Source organism: Pseudomonas sp. J380, from assembly GCF_009827115.1.
Taxonomy (GTDB): Bacteria; Pseudomonadota; Gammaproteobacteria; order Pseudomonadales; family Pseudomonadaceae; genus Aquipseudomonas; species Aquipseudomonas paracarnis.
Map to the genome: position 1 here is coordinate 2,734,914 of NZ_CP043060.1, position 19,881 is coordinate 2,754,794.

Annotated in this window: 18 protein-coding genes; 10 read left to right on the forward strand and 8 right to left on the reverse strand. The window is 61.5% G+C overall.

Features of this window, described 5'->3' with window-relative positions:
* Window positions 1-178: 178 nt before the first annotated feature.
* Together lptG and lptF are read right to left on the reverse strand one after the other, a co-directional pair.
* A complete protein-coding gene (gene lptG / locus FXO12_RS12345; protein ID WP_003188851.1) occupies window positions 179-1,258 on the reverse strand; it encodes an LPS export ABC transporter permease LptG in 1,080 nt (359 codons plus the stop codon).
* Window positions 1,251-2,369: an LPS export ABC transporter permease LptF gene (gene lptF, locus FXO12_RS12350; protein ID WP_034128657.1), complete on the reverse strand. Its 1,119-nt coding sequence runs from the start codon at window positions 2,367-2,369 to the stop codon at window positions 1,251-1,253. Before lptF ends, lptG begins: the two co-directional genes overlap by 8 nt.
* A 284-nt stretch (window positions 2,370-2,653) precedes the next feature.
* On the opposite strand from lptF, the gene FXO12_RS12355 reads away from it, so the two are divergent.
* The 5 genes from FXO12_RS12355 to rlmF all read left to right on the forward strand — a co-directional run bounded on the left by FXO12_RS12355 (window position 2,654) and on the right by rlmF (window position 9,444).
* Window positions 2,654-4,144 carry a leucyl aminopeptidase gene (locus tag FXO12_RS12355; protein WP_034128658.1) on the forward strand — a complete coding sequence of 497 codons (1,491 nt, stop codon included), beginning with the start codon at window positions 2,654-2,656 and terminating at the stop codon, window positions 4,142-4,144.
* A gap of 176 nt (window positions 4,145-4,320) precedes the next feature.
* The gene (locus FXO12_RS12360) at window positions 4,321-4,749 is read left to right on the forward strand and encodes a DNA polymerase III subunit chi (RefSeq protein ID WP_034128659.1); all 429 of its coding nucleotides are present in this window, start codon (window positions 4,321-4,323) and stop codon (window positions 4,747-4,749) included.
* A gap of 7 nt (window positions 4,750-4,756) precedes the next feature.
* Window positions 4,757-5,131, forward strand: coding sequence for a hypothetical protein (locus FXO12_RS12365; protein WP_057976113.1), 375 nt, complete (start codon window positions 4,757-4,759; stop codon window positions 5,129-5,131).
* Between the two features lie 210 nt (window positions 5,132-5,341).
* On the forward strand, window positions 5,342-8,188 hold the full coding sequence (locus tag FXO12_RS12370) for a valine--tRNA ligase (RefSeq protein WP_054897749.1): 2,847 nt from the start codon (window positions 5,342-5,344) through the stop codon (window positions 8,186-8,188).
* A 239-nt stretch (window positions 8,189-8,427) separates the two neighbouring features.
* On the forward strand, window positions 8,428-9,444 hold the full coding sequence (rlmF, locus tag FXO12_RS12375) for a 23S rRNA (adenine(1618)-N(6))-methyltransferase RlmF (RefSeq protein WP_057976115.1): 1,017 nt from the start codon (window positions 8,428-8,430) through the stop codon (window positions 9,442-9,444).
* Between the two features lie 182 nt (window positions 9,445-9,626).
* On the opposite strand, the gene FXO12_RS12380 is transcribed toward rlmF, so the two are convergent.
* The gene (locus FXO12_RS12380; protein WP_003188840.1) at window positions 9,627-9,908 is read right to left on the reverse strand and encodes an HU family DNA-binding protein; all 282 of its coding nucleotides are present in this window, start codon (window positions 9,906-9,908) and stop codon (window positions 9,627-9,629) included.
* Between the two features lie 396 nt (window positions 9,909-10,304).
* On the opposite strand from FXO12_RS12380, the gene yejK reads away from it, so the two are divergent.
* Together yejK and FXO12_RS12390 are read left to right on the forward strand one after the other, a co-directional pair.
* Window positions 10,305-11,309 carry a nucleoid-associated protein YejK gene (yejK, locus tag FXO12_RS12385; protein WP_003171997.1) on the forward strand — a complete coding sequence of 335 codons (1,005 nt, stop codon included), beginning with the start codon at window positions 10,305-10,307 and terminating at the stop codon, window positions 11,307-11,309.
* On the forward strand, window positions 11,309-11,659 hold the full coding sequence (locus FXO12_RS12390; protein ID WP_054921114.1) for a glutaredoxin family protein: 351 nt from the start codon (window positions 11,309-11,311) through the stop codon (window positions 11,657-11,659). Before yejK ends, FXO12_RS12390 begins: the two co-directional genes overlap by 1 nt.
* A 230-nt stretch (window positions 11,660-11,889) precedes the next feature.
* Here FXO12_RS12390 and FXO12_RS12395 read toward each other — a convergent pair whose 3' ends face one another.
* Genes FXO12_RS12395 through FXO12_RS12415 form a run of 5 tightly spaced genes read right to left on the reverse strand, consistent with a single transcriptional unit; the run spans window position 11,890 to window position 15,649 of the window.
* Window positions 11,890-12,867, reverse strand: a complete 978-nt coding sequence (locus FXO12_RS12395) for a FecR family protein (RefSeq protein WP_054897747.1) — start codon at window positions 12,865-12,867, stop codon at window positions 11,890-11,892.
* On the reverse strand, window positions 12,864-13,442 hold the full coding sequence (locus tag FXO12_RS12400) for an RNA polymerase sigma factor (RefSeq protein ID WP_054897746.1): 579 nt from the start codon (window positions 13,440-13,442) through the stop codon (window positions 12,864-12,866). The genes FXO12_RS12395 and FXO12_RS12400 overlap by 4 nt, the downstream gene beginning before the upstream one ends.
* Before the next feature lie 7 nt (window positions 13,443-13,449).
* Complete coding sequence (locus FXO12_RS12405) at window positions 13,450-13,776, reverse strand: DUF3325 domain-containing protein (protein ID WP_034128665.1); 327 nt, start codon at window positions 13,774-13,776, stop codon at window positions 13,450-13,452.
* Complete coding sequence (locus FXO12_RS12410; RefSeq protein WP_057976119.1) at window positions 13,776-15,350, reverse strand: PepSY domain-containing protein; 1,575 nt, start codon at window positions 15,348-15,350, stop codon at window positions 13,776-13,778. Before FXO12_RS12410 ends, FXO12_RS12405 begins: the two co-directional genes overlap by 1 nt.
* Entirely contained in the window at window positions 15,347-15,649 is a 303-nt protein-coding gene (locus FXO12_RS12415; protein ID WP_014717062.1) for a DUF3649 domain-containing protein, read from the reverse strand. The genes FXO12_RS12410 and FXO12_RS12415 overlap by 4 nt, the downstream gene beginning before the upstream one ends.
* Window positions 15,650-15,820: 171 nt before the next feature.
* Between FXO12_RS12415 and FXO12_RS12420 the strand changes: the two genes are divergently transcribed.
* The 3 genes from FXO12_RS12420 (at window position 15,821) to fecA (ending at window position 19,805) form a co-directional block, all read left to right on the forward strand.
* Window positions 15,821-16,309 carry a sigma-70 family RNA polymerase sigma factor gene (locus tag FXO12_RS12420; RefSeq protein WP_014717061.1) on the forward strand — a complete coding sequence of 163 codons (489 nt, stop codon included), beginning with the start codon at window positions 15,821-15,823 and terminating at the stop codon, window positions 16,307-16,309.
* Window positions 16,306-17,247, forward strand: a complete 942-nt coding sequence (locus FXO12_RS12425) for a FecR domain-containing protein (RefSeq protein WP_034128667.1) — start codon at window positions 16,306-16,308, stop codon at window positions 17,245-17,247. The genes FXO12_RS12420 and FXO12_RS12425 overlap by 4 nt, the downstream gene beginning before the upstream one ends.
* 221 nt (window positions 17,248-17,468) lie before the next feature.
* Window positions 17,469-19,805: a TonB-dependent Fe(3+) dicitrate receptor FecA gene (gene fecA / locus FXO12_RS12430; RefSeq protein ID WP_057976121.1), complete on the forward strand. Its 2,337-nt coding sequence runs from the start codon at window positions 17,469-17,471 to the stop codon at window positions 19,803-19,805.
* Window positions 19,806-19,881 lie beyond the last annotated feature (76 nt).

The following is a 19,881-nucleotide window of genomic DNA, read 5'->3' on the forward strand; positions in this document are numbered from 1 at the left end:
ATAGCCGGGAATTGTACCTGATGCTCAGGCCAGACGTCATCTTTGCTGACCAATACAAAAAAGCCCCACTTTAATGGGGCTTAAAACTGTAGGAGCGAGCTTGCTCGCGAAAATCACCAACGATAACGCGCTTATTCTAGATAAACGCGGCGTTTCGCAGACTTTCGCGAGCGCGGCTTCAACCCGCTCGGCGCAGCAGCCAGAACCCAGCCACGGCGCAGATGGCCGTGGGCACCAGCACCGCAAACAGCGGCGAGAAGCCGAATACCAGGCTCGACGGCCCAAGCAAGTCCTGGGCGATGCGGAAGGTGAAGCCCACCAGCACGCCGGTAAATACCCGTTGGCCCAGGGTCACGGAGCGCAATGGCCCGAAAATGAAGGAGATCGCCATCAACACCAAGGCGGCGGTAACCACCGGCTGCAAGACTTTCACCCAGAACGCCAGCCAGTAGCGGCCATTGTTCAAACCCTGCTCCTTGAGGTAGTGGATATAGCTCCACAAACCGGAGATCGGCAGGGCTTCCGGCACCATGACCACTGTGTTGAGCAACTCCGGCTTGAGGGCGATATCCCACTGTTCGGTCGGCACGTTGACCACTTCGGTGCTGGACTGGGTGCCCTGGCCCACGTTACGGAAGTGCGTGGTGGTGACGTCGCTCAGTTGCCATTGCTCGCCACTGTACTGCGCGCGCTTGGCGAAGCTGGACGACAACATGTGCCGTTCTTTGTCGAAGGTGTAGCGGGTCACCCCGATCAACAGGCCACCCGGTTGCACGGCGTTGATGTGGATGAACTCGTCACCCTGGCGGTGCCACAGGCCGTGCTTGGCGCTTTGCGCATCGCCCGAACCCTGGGCCAGGGCGCGATTGGCCTGGGCGGTGGCTTCGGCCGGTGGCGCGACGTATTCACCGATCAGCACACTGCAGGCCATCAGCAGCAGCATCGGCTTCATCACCGCCCAGACGATACGGCCGATGGAAACCCCGGCGGCGCGCATGATGGTCAGCTCGCTGTTGCTGGCCAGGGTGCCCAGGCCGATCAGGCAGCCAATCAGCGCGGCCATTGGCATCATGTCGTAGAGGCGGCGCGGCGCGGTCAGTGCGACGTAGCTCAGCACGTCCGTGACTGTGTAAGTGTCAGTAACGTTGCCCACTTCATCAATGAAGGCGAACAGCAAGGCCAGGCCGAGAATGATGCCCAGTACCGCCAGGATGGCGATCAGTACGCTAATGCCGATGTAGCGATCAAGCTTAGCCACGGGCCAACTCCTTCAGGCCACGACGGCTCTTCATTTTCAAACGGATAGGTTCCCAGTAAAGCAGCCCCAGGCCGATCATCAGGAAAACCCCGTGCACCCACCACAGGCCCAAGGCCGGTGGCAACTTGCCCTTCTCCAGGGAACCACGGGCAGAAATCAGGATGGTCAGGTAGGCCATGTACAGCAGGATCGCTGGCAGCAACTTGAGGAAACGCCCTTGGCGCGGGTTGACGCGCGACAGCGGCACGGCCATCAGGGTCACGATAAACACCAGCAGCGGCAGGGACAGGCGCCATTGCAACTCGGCGATGGAGCGCAACTCCGGGCTGCCGAACAGCGATGAGGTGGGCAGTGCGTCGCGGTCGGTGACCTCGTCACTGATCTCGGCCTTGGGCAGCATGACGCCATAGGTGTCGTACTTGATCGCCCGATAATCCGCCAGGCCAGGGCTGCCGTCGTAGCGGTAGCCGTTTTCCAGGATCAGGTAGCGATTGCCATCGGGACGGATTTCCTGGCGACCGCTGTCGGCCACCAGAATCGAAATACCCCGATCCTTCTGGTTCTGACCGAGGTTCTTCTGGGAGATGAACACGCCGCCAAGGTTGGAGCGGTCGTCGGTCATGGTTTCGGTGTAGGTCACCCGCGAACCGTCGCTGAGCGACTGGAAGCGACCGGGCTCGAGGGTGTCGAACTCAGTCATCGCATCCTGCTTGTTCAGCAGCAGCTGGAATTGCATGGCCCCCTGGGGCGCCAGGCTCATGCTCAACCAGGCCACCACCAGGGCAACACCGGCGGCAGGCACCATGGTCATGGCCAGCAGGCGCTGCTGGCTCATGCCGGTGGCCGACAGCACGGTCATCTCGCTTTCCAAGTACAGCCGGCCATAGGCCAGCAATATGCCGAGAAACAGGCCAAGCGGCAGGATCAACTGGAGCATGCCGGGCATCCGGTAGCCCATGATCAGGAACAGTGAGCCCGGATCCAGGGCGCCAGCGGCGGCTTGGGCCAGGAACTTGACGAAACGACCACTCATGATGATGACCAGCAACACCGCACTCACGGCACTCAGGGTCAACAGGACTTCGCGGGACAGATAACGGAAGACAATCAAACCAGACACTCCAGGGTTGTCAGGCTAAGGCGGCCAAACAAGCAAGCATACCGAGTCGACCCGCTTACCACGGGCCGGCTAAAAAGATGGCGCATTATCCTGTGATTGACCTCGCCTGTCACGGAGCTTACTCATGCGCACGCACAAAGCGTGCGCCAAGGGTTGTCAGGCTCCGTTGGCGAGGTTCAAACTGCGGCCTTTGTCGCTGGCGGTTTACAACGCTGCCGAGCTTTAAAGCCGGAGTACAAGCTCCCGGCTCACAGACCTTGATAAGGGACCCGAAAATGGAATTGGTTGTAAAAAGCGTTAGCCCCGAAACGTTGAAAACCGCCACCCTCGTGGTCGCTGTCGGCGAAGGCCGCACACTCGGCGTCGCCGCCAAGCAACTGGACGAACTGAGCGGCGGCGCTATCAGCGCAGTGCTCAAGCGCGGCGACCTGGCCGGCAAGGTCGGCCAGAGCCTGCTGCTGCAGAGCCTGCCCAACCTTAAAGCCGAGCGCGTTTTGCTGGTGGGCGTGGGCAAGGATGCCGAACTGGGCGACCGTCCGTTTCGTAAGATCGTCAGCGGCATCCTCACCACCCTCAAGGGCCTGGGCGGCAGCGATGCGGTGCTGGCGCTCGATGAAATCGTGGTCAAGGGCCGCGACAGCTACGGCAAGACCCGCCTGCTGGCCGAGTCGCTGGTGGACGGCGGCTATATTTTCGACCAGTTCAAGAGCCAGAAAGCCGAACCCCGCGCCCTGAAGAAAATCACCCTGCTGACCATCAAGGCCGCCCAGGCTGAAGTCCAGCGCGCCGTCACCCACGCCCAGGCCATCGCCAACGGTATGTCGTTCACTCGCGACCTGGGCAACCTGCCGCCGAACATCTGCCACCCGACATTCCTGGGCGAACAGGCCAAGGCATTGGGCAAAGAGTTCAAGGGCCTGAAGGTTGAAGTGCTGGACGAGAAGAAGATCAAGGACCTGGGCATGGGCTCGTTCTATGCCGTGGGCCAGGGCAGCGACCAGCCGCCACGCCTGATCGTGATGCAATACAACGGCGGCAAGAAGTCCGAGAAGCCTTACGCCCTGGTAGGTAAAGGCATCACTTTCGATACCGGCGGCATCAGCCTCAAGCCCGGTGCGGGCATGGACGAGATGAAGTACGACATGGGCGGCGCCGCCAGCGTGTTCGGCACCCTGCGTGCCGTGCTGGAACTCAAGCTGCCGATCAACCTGGTGTGCATTTTGGCCTGCGCCGAGAACATGCCGAGCGGCGGCGCGGCTCGCCCAGGCGATATCGTCACCACCATGAGCGGCCAGACTGTGGAGATCCTCAACACCGACGCCGAAGGCCGCCTGGTGCTGTGCGATGCCCTGACCTACGCCGAGCGCTTCAAGCCCCAGGCCGTGATCGACATCGCGACCCTGACCGGCGCGTGCATCGTTGCCTTGGGTTCCCACACTTCGGGCCTGCTGGGCAACAACGACGAACTGATCGAGCAACTGCTCAGCGCCGGCAAGGCCGCCGACGACCGCGCCTGGCAACTGCCGCTGTTCGATGAGTACCAGGAACAGCTCGATAGCCCGTTCGCCGACATCGCCAACATCGGTGGCCCGAAAGCCGGCACCATCACCGCGGCCTGCTTCCTGTCGCGCTTTGCCAAGAACTTCAACTGGGCTCACCTGGACATCGCCGGCACGGCCTGGACCAGCGGCGGCAAGGACAAGGGCGCCACTGGCCGTCCGGTACCCCTGCTGACCCAATACCTGCTGGATCGCGCCAAAGCTTAAGCGGCCCCGGCCCTTCTGTAGGAGCGAGCTTGCTGTGGCGAGGGAGCTTGCTCCCGTTGACTGCGTAGCAGTCCCCGGCTTTTTAGGGGCACTGCGCACCACAGCGCAAGCAAGCTTGCTCGCCACAGCAAGCTCGCTCCTACAGAGGGGCAACCAGGCCAGCCCCAGGATTTCCAATGCCCCAAGTCGACTTCTATATATTGCCCAGCGCCGATCCTCTCGCGCGCCTGGACTTTGCCTGCAAACTCACTGAAAAAGCCTGGCGCATGGGCCATCGCATCTACCTGCACTGCAGCGATGCCGCCCAACGTGAAGAACTTGATGCACGTCTGTGGCGATTCAAGGGCGAAAGCTTCGTGCCCCACGGCCCCGCCGAATCCGAACCTGAAAGCCTGGTAGTCCTGGGCTTGGGGGACAATTGCGGCGATCACCATGACTTGCTGGTCAACCTCGACCTGAAAGTACCGGCCTTTGCCCAAGCGTTCGCCCGTGTGGCGGAAGTGGTAGTGGAAGACCCGGCTATTCGTCAGGCTGCGCGGGAGAGTTTCCGTTTCTACCGTGAACAGGGCTATCCTCTGCAAGATCACCGGCTACAACGACTTTGAGTACATGATGGACACTCCCAACCCGCTGAAAAAAGACGAACACCTGCTGGACGACCTGGAGTCGATCCGTCAGTTGCTGGGTGATGACAACCTGCAACCGCCGCTGCTGACCGAGACGGTCGAGGGTGAGGTACAGATTCCGCTGTTGTTCGACATGGTCGGCGGCAAGCCTGCCGCGCCGGCACCTGCGATTGCAGAACCCGCTCCAGCCGCCGAAAAAGCCCCCGACGCCCTGCTGCTGCACCTGGACAACGAACTGCGCGCCGCTGCGCAATTGATCATGCAGGATGTGATCGATGACTTTGCGCCGCATATCGAGGCCGAGATCAAGCGTCGGATGGATGCGCGGATGGAGCGGTTGCTCAGCCAATACCAGTCTTAAACCTTGCATAGACCCCTATGGGAGCTGGCTTGCCTGCGATGGCGGCGCATCAGTCGCCGAAGATGCTGACTGAAACACCGCCATCGCAGGCAAGCCAGCTCCCACATTAATTCTGCATCGGTCTTAACCGTCTTCGCCTCGCCCTCGCCCCTATCCCCCGTTATACTTGCCGGCTTTCCTGAATAAATGCCAACTAGGGTCCCGCCGCGCATGGATAAGACCTACCAGCCCCACGCTATCGAAACTTCCTGGTACAACACCTGGGAGTCCGAGAACTATTTCGCCCCACAAGGTGCGGGCGACTCGTACACCATCATGATTCCGCCACCGAACGTCACTGGCAGCCTGCACATGGGCCATGGCTTCAACAATGCGATCATGGATGCGTTGATCCGCTTCCGCCGCATGCAGGGTCGCGACACCCTGTGGCAACCGGGCACCGACCACGCCGGTATCGCCACCCAGATGCTGGTGGAACGCCAACTGGAAGCCACCGGCCAGAACCGTCACGACCTGGGTCGCGAGAAATTCCTGGAGAAAGTCTGGGAATGGAAAGACCAGTCCGGCGGCAATATCAGCCGTCAGATCCGTCGCCTGGGTTCGTCCGTAGACTGGAGCCGCGAGCGCTTCACCATGGACGACGGCCTGTCCGAAGCCGTTAAGGAAGCCTTCGTGCGCTTGCATGAAGACGGCCTGATCTACCGCGGCAAGCGCCTGGTCAACTGGGACACCAAGTTGCACACGGCCATTTCCGACCTTGAAGTGGAAAACCACGACGAGAAAGGCTTCCTGTGGAACCTCAAGTACCCGCTGGCCGACGGCGCCAAGACCGCTGAAGGCAATGATTACCTGATCGTCGCCACCACCCGACCGGAAACCATGCTCGGCGATGCCGCCGTCGCCGTTAACCCGAACGACGAGCGCTACCAGGCGCTGATCGGCAAATTCGTCGAACTGCCACTGGTTGGCCGCCGTATCCCGATCATCGCGGATGACTACTGCGACCCTGAGTTCGGCACCGGCTGCGTGAAAATCACCCCGGCCCACGATTTCAACGACTACGAAGTCGGCAAGCGCCACAACCTGCCGTTGCTGAACATCTTCGACAAGAATGCCGCCGTATTGCCGGCCTGCCAGGTGTTCAACCTGGACGGCACGCTCAACGACAGCATTGACGGCAAGATCCCGGCCGAATACGCAGGCCTGGACCGTTTTGAAGCGCGCAAACAGATCGTTGCCGCCTTCGACGCTGCCGGTTTGCTGGTCAGCGTTGACGACCACGGCCTGAAAGTGCCGAAGGGCGACCGCTCCGGCACCGTGATCGAGCCGTGGCTGACCGACCAGTGGTACGTGTCCACCAAGCCGCTGGCAGAACCTGCGATTGCCGCCGTGGAAGATGGCCGCATCCAGTTCGTGCCTAAACAGTACGAAAACATGTACTTCTCGTGGATGCGCGACATCCAGGACTGGTGCATCAGCCGTCAGCTGTGGTGGGGCCACCGTATTCCGGCCTGGTACGACGAGTCGGGCAAGGTCTATGTAGGCCGCGACGAAGCCGAAGTGCGTGCCAAGCACAACCTCGGCGCGGACATCGCGCTGCAACAGGACAACGACGTACTGGACACCTGGTTCAGTTCGGGCCTGTGGACCTTCTCTACCCTGGGCTGGCCGCAGCAGACCGAGTTCCTGAAGAAATTCCACTCAACCGACGTGCTGGTCACCGGCTTCGACATCATTTTCTTCTGGGTTGCCCGGATGATCATGCTCACCATGCACCTGGTGAAGAACGAAGACGGCACCCCGCAGGTACCGTTCAAGACCGTGTACGTACACGGCCTGGTACGCGACGGCCAGGGCCAGAAGATGTCCAAGTCCAAGGGCAACGTCCTGGACCCGCTGGACATCATCGACGGCATCGACCTGGAAACCCTGGTGCAGAAACGCACCTCGGGCCTGATGCAGCCGAAACTGGCGAAAAAGATCGAGAAGCAGACCCGCGACGAATTCGCCGACGGTATCGCCAGCTACGGCACCGACGCCCTGCGCTTCACCTTCTGCTCGCTGGCCTCCACCGGTCGCGACATCAAGTTCGACATGGGCCGCGTCGAAGGCTATCGCAACTTCTGCAACAAGATCTGGAACGCGGCGCGCTACGTGCTGGACAAAGGCGAAGACTGCGGCCAGAACGGCGAAGCCTATGAGCTGAGCCTGGCGGATCGCTGGATCATCTCGCAGTTGCAGCGCACAGAAGCCGAAGTGACCCGCCAGCTCGACCAGTTCCGTTTCGACCTGGCCGCACAGGCCCTGTACGAGTTCATCTGGAACCAGTATTGCGACTGGTACCTGGAACTGTCCAAGCCGGTACTGTGGGACGAAAACGCGCCGGTCGAACGCCAGCGCGGCACCCGTCGCACCCTGGTGCGCGTGCTGGAAGTGGCGTTGCGCCTGGCGCACCCGTTCATGCCGTTCATCACCGAAGAAATCTGGCAGCGCCTGGCGCCGCTGGCCGGTATCGAAGGCAAGACCATCATGCTGCAACCTTGGCCGGTGGCCAACGAAGCGCGCATCGATGAGGCCGCCGAAAGCGATATCGAATGGCTCAAGACTCTGATGCTCGGCACACGTAACATCCGCGCCGAGATGAACATCGGTCCGGGCAAGCCGCTGGCCGTGTTCGTCAAGAACGCCAGTGCCGAAGACCAGCGTCGCCTCAGCGAGAACGATGCGCTGCTCAAGAAGCTGGCCAAGCTGGAGTCGATCACCGTATTGGCTGCCGATGCCGAAGCACCGTTGTCTGCCACCGCGTTGGTGGGTGATATGGAAGTGCTGGTGCCGATGGCCGGCCTGATCGACAAGGGCGCGGAACTGGCCCGCCTCGACAAGGAAATTGCGCGTCTGCAAGGCGAAGTGCAGCGAGTGGGCGGCAAGCTGTCCAACGCGGCGTTCGTTGACAAGGCGCCGGCTGAAGTGATCGAGAAAGAACGCGCCAAGTTGGCCGAGGCTGAACAGGCCTTGGGCAAGCTGGCGGAGCAACATGCGCGGATTTCCAGCCTGTAAGGGGAAACCGTGTAGAGAAAGAGGCCTTCGGGCCTCTTTTTTTTGTCCAGGAAAACGACACCATTTCCCAATCAAAACCCTATCCCTGTGGGAGCTGGCTTGCCTGCGATACTGACGACTCGGTGTATCAGGCAGACCGAGGTGATGCTATCGCAGGCAAGCCAGCTCCCACATTTGACCGAGTTGTGTTCAGGAATGTGTGACAATGCCCACCACATTGAGCCAACACCAGAATCATCATGACCGCCCCCACTACGCCCAAACCACCGCGCAAGAAGCCTAAAACCTCCGCCACGGCCAAACCCGTCGCGCCGCGCAAAGAGGCCACCCTGCACCCGCGCAACCGCCACACGGGCCGTTACGACTTCCCGGCGCTGATCAAAACCACGCCGGAACTGGCGCAGTTCGTGATCATCAACCCCTACGGCAAAGAGAGCATCGACTTCGCCAGCCCGGATGCGGTGCGGGTGTTCAACCGGGCACTGCTCAAGTCGTTCTATGGCATCCAGCATTGGGACATCCCTGCCGACTACCTGTGCCCGCCGGTGCCGGGGCGTGCCGACTACGTGCACTTCCTCGCCGACCTGCTGGCCAGCGTCAACGACGGCAAGATCCCGCGGGGCTCGATCGTCAAGGTGCTGGACATCGGTATGGGCGCCAACTGCGTGTACCCGCTGATTGGCTATATGGAGTACCGCTGGAACTTCCTGGGCTCGGAGGTCGACCCGATCGCCGTGTCCGCCGCCAAGGCCATCGTGCAGTCCAACGACCTGAGCAAGGTCATCCAGCTGCGCCAGCAACCCAACCCCAAGCAGATCCTGTTGGGCCTGCTGGAGCCGGGTGAGCGCTTTGACCTTACGATGTGCAACCCGCCGTTCCATGCATCCATGGACGAAGCCACCAAAGGCAGCGAGCGTAAATGGCGCGCCTTGGGCAAGGCCGACCCGAAACGCAAGTTGCCGGTGCTCAACTTCGGTGGTCAATCGGCCGAACTGTGGTGTGAAGGTGGCGAAGCGCGATTTGTGACGCAACTGATCGCCGAGAGCGCGCATTTTGCGCATAAAGTGCTGTGGTTCAGCACCCTGGTGTCCAAAGCGTCCAACCTGCCGGCGATCGAAACCGCGCTGAAAAAAGCCGGCGTGCTGGAAAGCCAGGTGGTGGAGATGTCCCAAGGGCAGAAGCAGAGCCGCTTTGTGGCCTGGACATTCCAGACCAAGAACGAGCAGCAGATCTGGCGCCAGCGCTGGGTTCGATAAGAATCATTGTGGCGAGGGAGCTTGCTCCCGCTGGGCAGCGCAGCGGCCCCAAAATCCTGGGAGCGCTGCGCACTCCAGCGGGAGCAAGCTCCCTCGCCACAATAACCGCGCTCTACAATAAAATCGCAGGCAATAAAAAACCGTGCCCGGATCACTCCGAAGCACGGTTTTTTTGCTGCGTCTTACTTGTTAACAGCGTCGGTCAGGCCTTTAGCCACAACCAGCTTGATAACTTTCTTGGCAGCGATTTCGATGGCAGCGCCAGTCGAAGGGTTACGGCCAGTACGGGCAGGACGCTCGGTCACTTTCAGTTTGCCAACGCCTGGCAGAGTGATTTCGCCGCCATTTTCCAGCTGATCAGCAACAACTTGGCTCAGTTGGTCCAGCAGAGCGCGCACGGTAGTTTTCGGTGCGTCTACTGCTTCAGCCAGGTCAGCGATCAGTTGGTCTTTAGTAATAGCCATTGTGGTGTTCCTTCCCTATCAAATTCATATGGATTGCAGAGTGCAGTGTCAGCCGTCGAGCCCGACCGTCATGGCCTGGCATCCCCGGCCATAACCACGGAGATCGGGGTTATAGATGCTTGAAACGGGGATTGGTTCGACCTGACAAATGCTGAATGCACGCTTAACGCCGAGACTTGGCGTAAGACGGGGCAAAACTAGCACAGAGACGGGGAAATATCCGCCTCAACATACCCATTTGGTCAGCTTTATCGCTCTAAACCGTGAAAAAAAGGCATATGGCCAGTGGGAGGGCGTGCAAAATGCCGTTCGGGGCACGTCTTGACCAATGGGTGCGGTACACTGGGCGACTTTTCGGGGAGGCCAACCGCTCCCCTTCAACCAGCCGAGAAGCCTATGCCGATCCGTCATTGCATCGTCCACCTGATCGACAAAAAACCCGACGGCACACCCGCAGTTCTTCACGCCCGCGACTCGGAGCTGTCCGAGTCCGCCGCCATCGAGAACATGCTTGCCGACCTCAACGAGAGCTACAACGCCAAACAAGGCAAGGCCTGGGGTTTCTTCCATGCCGAGTCCGGCGCGCACCCGTTCAGCGGTTGGTTGAAGGAATACTTTGACGGTGGCCAGGACTTCACCACCTTCAGCCGCACGGCGGTAGAGCACCTGCAAAAGCTGATGGAGGAATCCAACCTCTCCACCGGCGGCCATGTGCTGTTTGCCCATTACCAGCAAGGCATGACCGACTACCTGGCTATCGCCCTGCTGCACCACAGCGAAGGCGTGGCAGTGACCGACGAGCTGGACGTGACGCCCTCGCGTCACCTGGACCTGGGCCAACTGCACCTGGCGGCGCGTATCAACGTCTCCGAGTGGCAGAACAACAAGCAGTCCAAGCAGTACATCTCCTTCATCAAAGGCAAGAACGGCAAGAAGGTCTCGGAGTACTTCCGCGACTTTATCGGCTGCCAGGAAGGCGTGGATGGCCCGGGCGAAACCCGCACCCTGCTCAAGGCGTTCAGTGACTTCGTTGAAAGCGAAGACCTGCCCGACGAGTCCGCCCGCGAGAAAACCAAGACCCTGGTGGACTACGCCAGCAGCCAGGCCAAGCTCGGCGAACCCATGGGCCTGGAAGAGCTCTCCGGGCTGATCGATGAGGATCGGCCAAAAGCCTTCTACGACCATATCCGCAACAAGGATTACGGCCTGTCGCCGGAGATTCCGGCCGACAAACGCACCCTCAACCAGTTCCGCCGCTTCACCGGGCGCGCCGAGGGCCTGTCCATCAGCTTTGAAGCGCACCTGCTGGGCGACAAGATCGAGTACGACGAAGCCGCCGGCACCTTGATCATCAAGGGCCTGCCGACCCAACTGACCGACCAGCTCAAGCGCCGTAACTGATGCTGGGCGGGGTGCTCAAGAAAGTCCTGCTGGTGTTGCTGGTGGTGGTTGCGATCCAGAACTGGGGCAAGGTGGAGCGGCTGTTCAACCCGTCCCAGGTGGCGCCCGAGCACGTACGTGCCTCTGCGCGGGTGGTGCTCTATGCCACCGAGTGGTGTGGGTACTGCAAGCAGATCCGGCGTTTTCTGGACCAGAAGGGTATCCCGTACCAAGCCGTCGATATCGAGAAGGATGCCAAGGCGCGCAAGGCGTATGAGGCGCTGGGCGGTGGCGGGATTCCGTTTGTGGACGTGAACGGCACCTTGATTCGCGACTACAACCCCGAAGCAATCATGGCCGCCCTGAAGTAACACCCAATCAAATGTAGGAGCTGGCTTGCCTGCGATGGCGGTGTAACAGGTTCAATACCTGTGACTGACACACCGCTATCGCAGGCAAGCCAGCTCCCACACAAGTCTGCTCTGCGCATCGAGCTCTGGGGTGTGATTTAAAATTGGCCTCCAGCGACACCATCGCCGAGCGTGTCGAGCTGAGGTATTTCTTGCCTGACAGATTCAGCAGCGAAAACCCCAACGCAGCCCTAGCGCAGCACAATCATGCGGCCCAACAGGCTGTGCTGTTCAAAACCCAGCACCGCTTGCAAGGCGTTCAAGACCGCTACAGGGTCCTGGCTCGGAAAGCTGCCGCTGACGCGTTTTGCGGCCATGTCCTCGTTAAGCAGAAGAATTCGACCGGGGTAATAACGCCTCAGGTCCTCGACCACATCGGCCAGGGGGGCCTTGTAGTAGTTGAGCCAACCCTCGCGCCAGGCCAGGCGTGAGGCGCTGTCGACCCCATGCAAAGGGTCGGCAATACCATCGGCGTAGGCCACTTGCTGGCCTGCTGTCAGCACCTGTTGCTGGCCCTGTTTGGAGGGCGTCACGCCCACACGGCCGGACAGCACAGTGACCTCGGCGCCGTCAGGTTGCAGGCGCACTTCAAACTGAGTTCCCAGTACTCGCGTTTCACCGCCGCTCGCCTCCACCACGAAGGGTTGGCCGGTGTGGGTCACGCTGAAAAAACCTGCACCACGGCGCAATTGGATGTGCCGTTCGCCCTGGCTGAAATCCACGGCGATGGCGCTGTCGGCGTCGAGGGTGACCTTGGATTGATCGGCCAGGGTGAAGGTCTTCACCTCCCCCGGCGCCGTCACATAATCGGCGCCCCACTCATCGACCCAGCGTGACGGCTGCCAACCGACGCCCATCGACACCATTAGCAGCAAGCAGGCGGCGACGGCCAAGGCACCAGACCAACGCGCTACCCGGGAGCGTTTGGAGGCGTTGATCGTGTTGAGGTAGCCCTGCAACGCGAGCGCGTCCTCGTCGGCCAGCTGGCGCGCCGGTACTTCGCTTAATTCCCAGAGCACCTGGGCTTGGGAGTATGCCTCGACGTGTGCGGGATCTGCGCGTAACCAGCGGCTGAACGTGGCCTGGTCGCCGCTGCTGGGCTGGTCATGCAGCAGGCACAACCAATCGAGCGCGGCCTGTTCCTGGGCGGGCGTGGGCGTGACGTTCACGGGGCGTTCCCTGGCGTGCGTGGAGGCGATGGTTCGCGAAGGCTGGCCTTGCAGGCTTCGAGGGCGCGCATCATATGTTTTTCCACGGCGCTTTGGGACAGGCCCATGGCCTTGGCAATTTCGGTGTACTTGCGCCCGTGGATGCGGTTAAGCAGGAAAATCTGGCGAGTGCGTTCGGGCAAGCTGCGCAAGGCGGCTTCCACATGACGCAGATCATTGCCCGCCTCCAGCGCCGCCTGGGGTTCGCAGCCTTGGTGGTCGGATTGTTCCGGTAGCCAGCCTTCGCTGCTGCGCGCCCGTGCGCTTTCGCTGCGCAGGTGGTCGATGGCGATGTTGCCGGCGCAGCGCAGCAGGTAGGTGCTCAGCTCTTCGACCTGCACCAGCGGGCGACGCCAGAAGCGCAGGAACAGATCCTGCACCAGGTCGGCTGCCGTGGCGCGGCAACCCACACGGCGGCTGACCAACGCCTCCATTTGCGAGCGCTGGGACAAAAACACCTGCAGGAAATGCGCGCGTCCACCCGCTGCATCCGGGTGCGGAGTGTCCTGAGAAGATTGCGGTGGTTGGGTCCTCATGGCCGGCTCAAGAGAGGGCGAACGCCGCAACAGGGCTGGCCAGAAGAGCGAGCCCCGCGAGGATCAAGGCCAGCCTCGGCCGATACGGCAACAGCAACACCAGTAGCAAGGCGCTGAGCATCAACACCGCGCACCACTCCACCAGGCCCTGACTCCAACCGGCGCCCAGCACCGATGGCCAGATCGACACGCCCAGCAGCAACCAACCGCCCACCCGCAACCCCAAGCGCCGAATGGGCGTGGGTTTGCTGTGCAGCAGTTCGCCGTGGTGACGGTCGGTGGACAAGCACAGTGCCATGAACCCGGCGTAGCACATCAATAGCGCCAGAAGCATCAGTTGGCCTGCTGCTTGAGTGTTAACCCGCGGGCACGCTCGGCCTTGGGTAGCGGCGCGCTGCGGTGGTGCATCGTCCAGGCTGCCCAGGCGAGGAACACGCCACTCGCCAGGCAGGTGAGGTCGAAGCCGGCCATGGCCCAGTCGCCACTTGGCACGGAGACGCCCAAGTGGTGCGAGGTGGTGATGGCGTTAAGCAATGGAATGGCGGCAAACAATAGCGCGCCGAGGCTCAGTTGCTCGACCCAGCCCTGGCGACCGCGCCGCAGCAAGGCGTGCAACAGGCTCAGGCCCCAGGCGATAAAGAACGCCTGCACTTCCCAGTCCGAACGCTCGGTGAAGCTCACCGGCAGCAGGCGGTTGGCCCAGAAAAACGCTGCAATGGCGATCATCAATCCGGACATGCTGGCGATATTCAGCACCTCCACCAAACGCAGTTCAAAGGGCATCACCGAGGCCTTGGCGTGTTTGAGCTGACGTTTGCCCAGCCAGATCACCAAGCCTGTGCCGATCATCGCCGTGCCCGCCAGGCCGCAGATAAAGTACAGCCAGCGCAGCACCGGGCCGGCGAAATGGCCCATGTGCAAACCGTAGAAACTGCCACCAACGACCGCTGGCAACGATGGCTCGGCACTGGCCCGCAACAGCTCGCCAGTGGTGCCGCTAAACGACAACGTACTGCCCGACGCATGCACTACGCTGTCGGAGCCGGCGCGGAACACATTGACCGAGGCGTTGACATCGCCAGGGTTGTTGACCGCCACACGCCCTACATGACCACCTGCCCACTGCTCCCGCGCCTGCTGGTACATCGGCATCAACGGCAGCAGTTTGCCCGGCTGGCCGAGGGCCGGCGCATTGTCAGTAGCGGGGAACAGCTCACTGAAAAACGCCCGGCTGTCGTCACCGTAGGACGCCACGATGGGCGCGGGCATGACCATGCTCATGAAAATCACCAGGCTGCTGTAGGTGATCATCAGGTGAAACGGCAGCACCAGCACACCCACCGCGTTATGCCCGTCCAGCCAGGAGCGCTGGCCTTTGCGCGGGCGGAAGGTGAAGAAGTCCTTGAAGATTTTCTTGTGGGTGATGATGCCCGTGATCAGCGCGACGAACATCACCATGGCAGCGATGGTCGACAGCCAGCGGCCCCACGGGTAAGGCATTTGCAGTTGGAAGTGGAAGCGATAGAAGAACTCACCGCCCTTGCTTTCCCGGGCCTGCACCGGTTGGCCGGTGACGGGGTCGAGGACTTTCTGGATGAAAGTGCCGCGCTTGCCGGGCTCGACCTTGTCTTGCCACATCACCGACAAGCCGGGGTCGCGGCGGTTCGGCAAGGTAATGAACCAGCGTGCGGCGGTAGGCGCCTGCTGTTGCAGATAGTTTTGCGCGACGGCGAGGCTGCGCTCATCGTCCAGGGGATGGGCCTGCACTTCGGGCTGCATCCAGTGGGTTATTTCATCTTTGAAATAGGCCAGGGTGCCGGTCAGGAAAATCGCGAACAGCAGCCAGCCGAAGATCAAGCCTGCCCAGGTGTGCAGCCAGGCCATGGCCTGGCGAAAGCCCTCTTTCATGTGCGAGCCATCCAAAAACCGATGCCGGCCAGGGTGGCCAAGAGTGCGCTCGGCACCATCACCCCTGCCCAGGCGCGCCATGCCGTGCGGCAGGCAAAACACCAGAGCACCGCCAGCAGGTAGAACACAAAGGAACTCATCATGCCGGTGACCACCGCATCGGCACGGGAGGTGGGCAGCCAGAGCGCCAGGCAAATGGCGGCCAGGGAAGCCATCAGGTAACCGCCAATCACCGCCGCCAGCACGCGCGAGGTGACGGCGAGGCGGTAGGACACGGGCAATGAGGTTTTGCTTTTCATGCGGCAGGCGCCTGGTTCATCAGCGCGCAATATTAATGATAAATATTCTCATAAGCAAAAGAGAACGGATGAATCACCTGCCCTGGCCGATTGCCGAACCTTGTCACGCACCCTACAATGCGAACAATTCTTGTTCTCTAAAGCATGTCGAATGCTTGCGGAGTGATCGCGTTGCAGCCGTCCAACCCCGTCGAAGTGTTGTACAACGACCATCACCACTGGCTCACCGGCTGGTTGCGACGCAAGCTCGGCTGCCCGGAAAACGCCGCCGACCTGGCTCAGGACACCTTTATCCGCGTGCTCAGTGCGCGGGAAGCGCCAACGCTGATCGAGCCGCGCGCCTTCCTCACCACCGTGGCCAAGCGTGTGCTGTTCAACTTCTACCGCCGCCAGGACCTGGAGCGCGCCTACCTCGAGGCCTTGGCGCAGATGCCCGAACATGTGGCGCCGTCGGAAGAAGACCGCGCAATCATCCTGCAGACCCTGCTGGAACTGGACCAACTGCTCGACGGCTTGCCCAAGCAGGTCAAACGCGCCTTCCTGCTGGCCCAACTCGACGGCCTGACCTACGCGCAAATCGGCGCGCAACTGGGCATCTCCATCGCCACGGTCAAACGCCACCTGACCAAAGCGGCCATGCGCTGCTACTTCGCCCTATGAACGTCTCCAGCCAAGTCGCCGAACAAGCCGTGCACTGGTTGCTGGAAATGCAGCAAGGCGCGCTCAACCCACGCCAGCAGGCGGCCTGGCAGCAATGGTTGAATGCCCACAGCGAACACCAACGCGCCTGGGAGCAGATCCAGCGCGTCAACCAACGCCTGCGCGGCGTGCCCTCGCCCCTGGCCCACGCAGCGTTGAACGCGCCCACCTCCAGCAGCCGACGTCAGGCGCTTAAATTGCTGTTGATTCTGGGTGCCGGTTCGGCCGCCGCCTGGAGTCTGCGCCAGCAACATATCTTGCCGCCGCTGACGGCTGACTATCGCAGCCCGGTGGGCCAGCGCCGCACAGTACAACTGGCCGACGGCAGCCAGTTGCAGCTCAACACCGGCAGCGCGGTGGATGTGCATTTCGACGGCCAACAGCGCCTGGTGCGCCTGCTTGAAGGTGAAATCCTGCTCACCGCCCGTGCAGGCCAGGCGCCGTTGCACGTGCTGACCGGCCAGGGTCTGCTCAGCAGCCAGGCAGCGCGCTTGACTGTGCGCCAGTTCAACGACCACACCCAACTGGCGGTACTGGCCGGTCAGGTCGAGGTGATGCCCAACCGCTACAACGGCCTGCCGCTTAGTGTCGACGCCGCGCACCAAGTCAATTTCACCCGCAAAGGCTGGGACACCCCGCGCCCCACCGACGCCAACAGCGGCGCCTGGGCCGACGGCATGCTGGTGGCCGCACACATGCGCCTGGAAGACTTCCTCAATGAATTGGGACGCTACCGTCGCGGCCAGCTCCATTGCGATCCACAAGTCGCCAACCTGCTGCTGTCCGGCAGTTACCCACTGGATGACAGCGAACGCATCCTCGACCTGCTGGAGATCAGCCTGCCGGTGAAAGTGCGGCGCTTTACCCGTTATTGGGTGACCGTGCAGGCACGTGCGTGATGCATAGCGCTTTTTGTAGGAGCGAGCTTGCTCGCGAAAAACCTCAACCCACCGCGTTAAACCAGACAACCCGCGTGATCGTTGACGACCTTCGCGAGCAAGCTCGCTCCTACAGTGGGCGGTGAGCTCGAAATATTTTTTGCAGCTGTGAGCCGTTTTCCGCACCTGGCGTGACAGAGAAGGAAAGCCACCTTGATCCTTCCTTCTCAGGACCGCCCTTCATGCCCCAGCATCCGACGCTTCTCGCCCGTACACTGCGCCAACTCCTGCTCGGCGCAAGCCTCAGCCTGACCGCACTGCCGGCGGTGATGGCAGCCGACGCCAAGGCGTACCACATTGCACCGACCACCCTGGAAGCGGCCCTGAATCAATTCGGTCGTGAAGCCGGCGTACTGGTGTCCTTCGGCTCCGCAGTGACAGTCGGTATGCAAAGCCCAGGGCTGTCGGGCAATTACAGCGCTGCCGGTGGCTTGCAAAAACTACTGGAAGGCACCGGCCTGCAAGCCCGCGCCGAGGGTGATAACGCCTACAGCCTGCAACCAGCCGGCGCCCCCGCCACCCTGGAGTTGCAGACCTCCAACGTGGTCGGCGACTGGCTCGGTGACGCGGCGCAAACCAACGTGTTCGAACACCCCGGCGCCCGAGATGTGATCCGCCGCGAAGAATTCGAACGCCAGGGCGCCACCCAGGCCCGCGATGTGCTCAACCGCATCCCTGGCGTCAACGCCCCGGACAACAACGGCACCGGTAGCCACGACATGGCGCTGAACTTCGGCATTCGCGGGCTCAACCCGCGCCTGGCGTCGCGCTCCACCGTGCTGATGGATGGCATCCCGGTGCCCTTCGCGCCTTACGGCCAGCCGCAACTCTCCTTCGCGCCGATCAGCATGGGCAATATGGACGCGGTGGATGTAGTACGTGGCGGCGGTGCGGTGCGCTATGGCCCGCAAAACGTCGGTGGCATCGTCAACTTCGTCACCCGTGCCATCCCGGATGCGCCGACGGTCAAGGGTGGTTTGCAGACCGAGACCAGCCCCTCCTCCAGCCACGACGGCTTCAAGACCACCGGCAACTTGCTGGCTGGCGGCACCGCCGACAATGGGTTGGGTGGCGCGCTGCTGTACTCCGGCACCCGCGGCGGCGACTGGCGCGAAAACAGCAACACGCGCATCGACGACCTGATCCTCAAGGGCAAATACCAGTTGGACGACGCCAATAGCTTCAACGCCATGGCGCAGTACTACGAAGGCCAAGCCGACATGCCGGGCGGTTTGAACGTCAAGGACTACAAGGCTGATCCGTACCAGTCCACCCGCCCGTATGACAAGTTCTGGGGCCGCCGCACGATGTTCAATGTGGGCTATCGCTACGAGCAGGACCGCCGCGAATTCACGGTCAACAGTTTCTTCACCAAGACCCTGCGCAGCGGCTACCTGGACCAAGGCAGCTTCCTGTCGCTGTCGCCACGGGAATATTGGGTACGTGGCCTGGAAACGCGCTTCGCCCAGGGCTTCGACTTCGGCCCCACCAGCCACGAAGTGGGTGTTGGCTACCGCTACATCAATGAAGCCGGCCACGAGCTGCGCTACCGCACGCCGATTGCCGTCAACCAGCAAATCCCCACCACCAACAGCCGCAACGACCGCGACACGCGCGGCGGCACCGAAGCCAATGCGTTCTTCATCGACGACCGCATCGACATCGGCAAGTGGACCATCACCCCAGGCATTCGCTACGAGATGATCGAGTCCCAGCAGACTAACAACCTGAGCAACGTCAAATACAAGGGCGACTACAACACCGCACTGCCAGCGCTGAACGTGCTCTATCACCTCACCGATGATTGGAACCTCTACGCCAACACCGAAGGCTCGTTCGGCAGCGTGCAGTACAGCCAGATGCCCAACCGTGTGAACAGTGGCGAAGTGAAACCGGAAAAAGCCCGCACCTGGGAACTCGGCACGCGCTACGACAACGGCAGCTTGCGCGCAGAAATCGGCGCATTCCTGATCAACTTCGACAACCAGTACGACAGCAACCAGACCAACGACACCGTGATCGCCCGCGGTGAAACTCGCCACCAAGGCATCGAGTCGAGCATCAACTACGCCCTCGACGGCCTGAGCCCCGCACTGGCCGGCTTCGATGTGTACGCCACCTACGCCTATGTGGATGCGACCATCCGCGAAGACGGCCCCAACAAAGGCAACCGCGTGCCCTTCTCCTCCAAGCACAAAGGCACCCTCGGCGTGGGTTACACCGAAGGCCCTTGGAAGCTGAATGTGGACAGCAGTTACCAGAGCAGCCAGTTCGCCGACAACGCCAACACCCAGGCCGAAAGCGCCGACGGTGCCAATGGGCGCATCCCCGGCTACATGCTGTTCAGCAGCCGCGCAGCCTACGATTTCGGCCCGCAGTTGTCGGACTTGAATGTGGCGGTGGGGGTGAAGAACATCTTCAACAAGCAGTACTACACCCGCTCGTTCGATGACAACAACAAGGGCAAGTACGTGGGTGAGCCGCGTACGGTGTATGTACAAACCTCTATCGCGTTCTAACTGTATTTTGTAGGAGCGAGCTTGCTCGCGAAAAACTCACAGGCGCCGCGTTCATTCAGCAAACACGCGTTATCGT

Bases quoted from the DNA above. Each gene is read 5' to 3' on its own strand.
- yejK (WP_003171997.1), top strand. From the start codon at position 10,305: ATGCCGATCCGTCATTGCATCGTCCACCTGATCGACAAAAAACCCGAC.
- FXO12_RS12390 (WP_054921114.1), top strand. From the start codon at position 11,309: ATGCTGGGCGGGGTGCTCAAGAAAGTCCTGCTGGTGTTGCTGGTGGTG.
- FXO12_RS12425 (WP_034128667.1), top strand. From the start codon at position 16,306: ATGAACGTCTCCAGCCAAGTCGCCGAACAAGCCGTGCACTGGTTGCTG.
- FXO12_RS12370 (WP_054897749.1), top strand. From the start codon at position 5,342: ATGGATAAGACCTACCAGCCCCACGCTATCGAAACTTCCTGGTACAAC.
- rlmF (WP_057976115.1), top strand. From the start codon at position 8,428: ATGACCGCCCCCACTACGCCCAAACCACCGCGCAAGAAGCCTAAAACC.
- FXO12_RS12400 (WP_054897746.1), bottom strand. From the start codon at position 13,442: ATGAGGACCCAACCACCGCAATCTTCTCAGGACACTCCGCACCCGGAT.
- FXO12_RS12410 (WP_057976119.1), bottom strand. From the start codon at position 15,350: ATGAAAGAGGGCTTTCGCCAGGCCATGGCCTGGCTGCACACCTGGGCA.
- FXO12_RS12360 (WP_034128659.1), top strand. From the start codon at position 4,321: ATGCCCCAAGTCGACTTCTATATATTGCCCAGCGCCGATCCTCTCGCG.
- FXO12_RS12355 (WP_034128658.1), top strand. From the start codon at position 2,654: ATGGAATTGGTTGTAAAAAGCGTTAGCCCCGAAACGTTGAAAACCGCC.
- FXO12_RS12415 (WP_014717062.1), bottom strand. From the start codon at position 15,649: ATGAAAAGCAAAACCTCATTGCCCGTGTCCTACCGCCTCGCCGTCACC.
- FXO12_RS12365 (WP_057976113.1), top strand. From the start codon at position 4,757: ATGGACACTCCCAACCCGCTGAAAAAAGACGAACACCTGCTGGACGAC.
- fecA (WP_057976121.1), top strand. From the start codon at position 17,469: ATGCCCCAGCATCCGACGCTTCTCGCCCGTACACTGCGCCAACTCCTG.
- FXO12_RS12405 (WP_034128665.1), bottom strand. From the start codon at position 13,776: ATGCTTCTGGCGCTATTGATGTGCTACGCCGGGTTCATGGCACTGTGC.
- FXO12_RS12380 (WP_003188840.1), bottom strand. From the start codon at position 9,908: ATGGCTATTACTAAAGACCAACTGATCGCTGACCTGGCTGAAGCAGTA.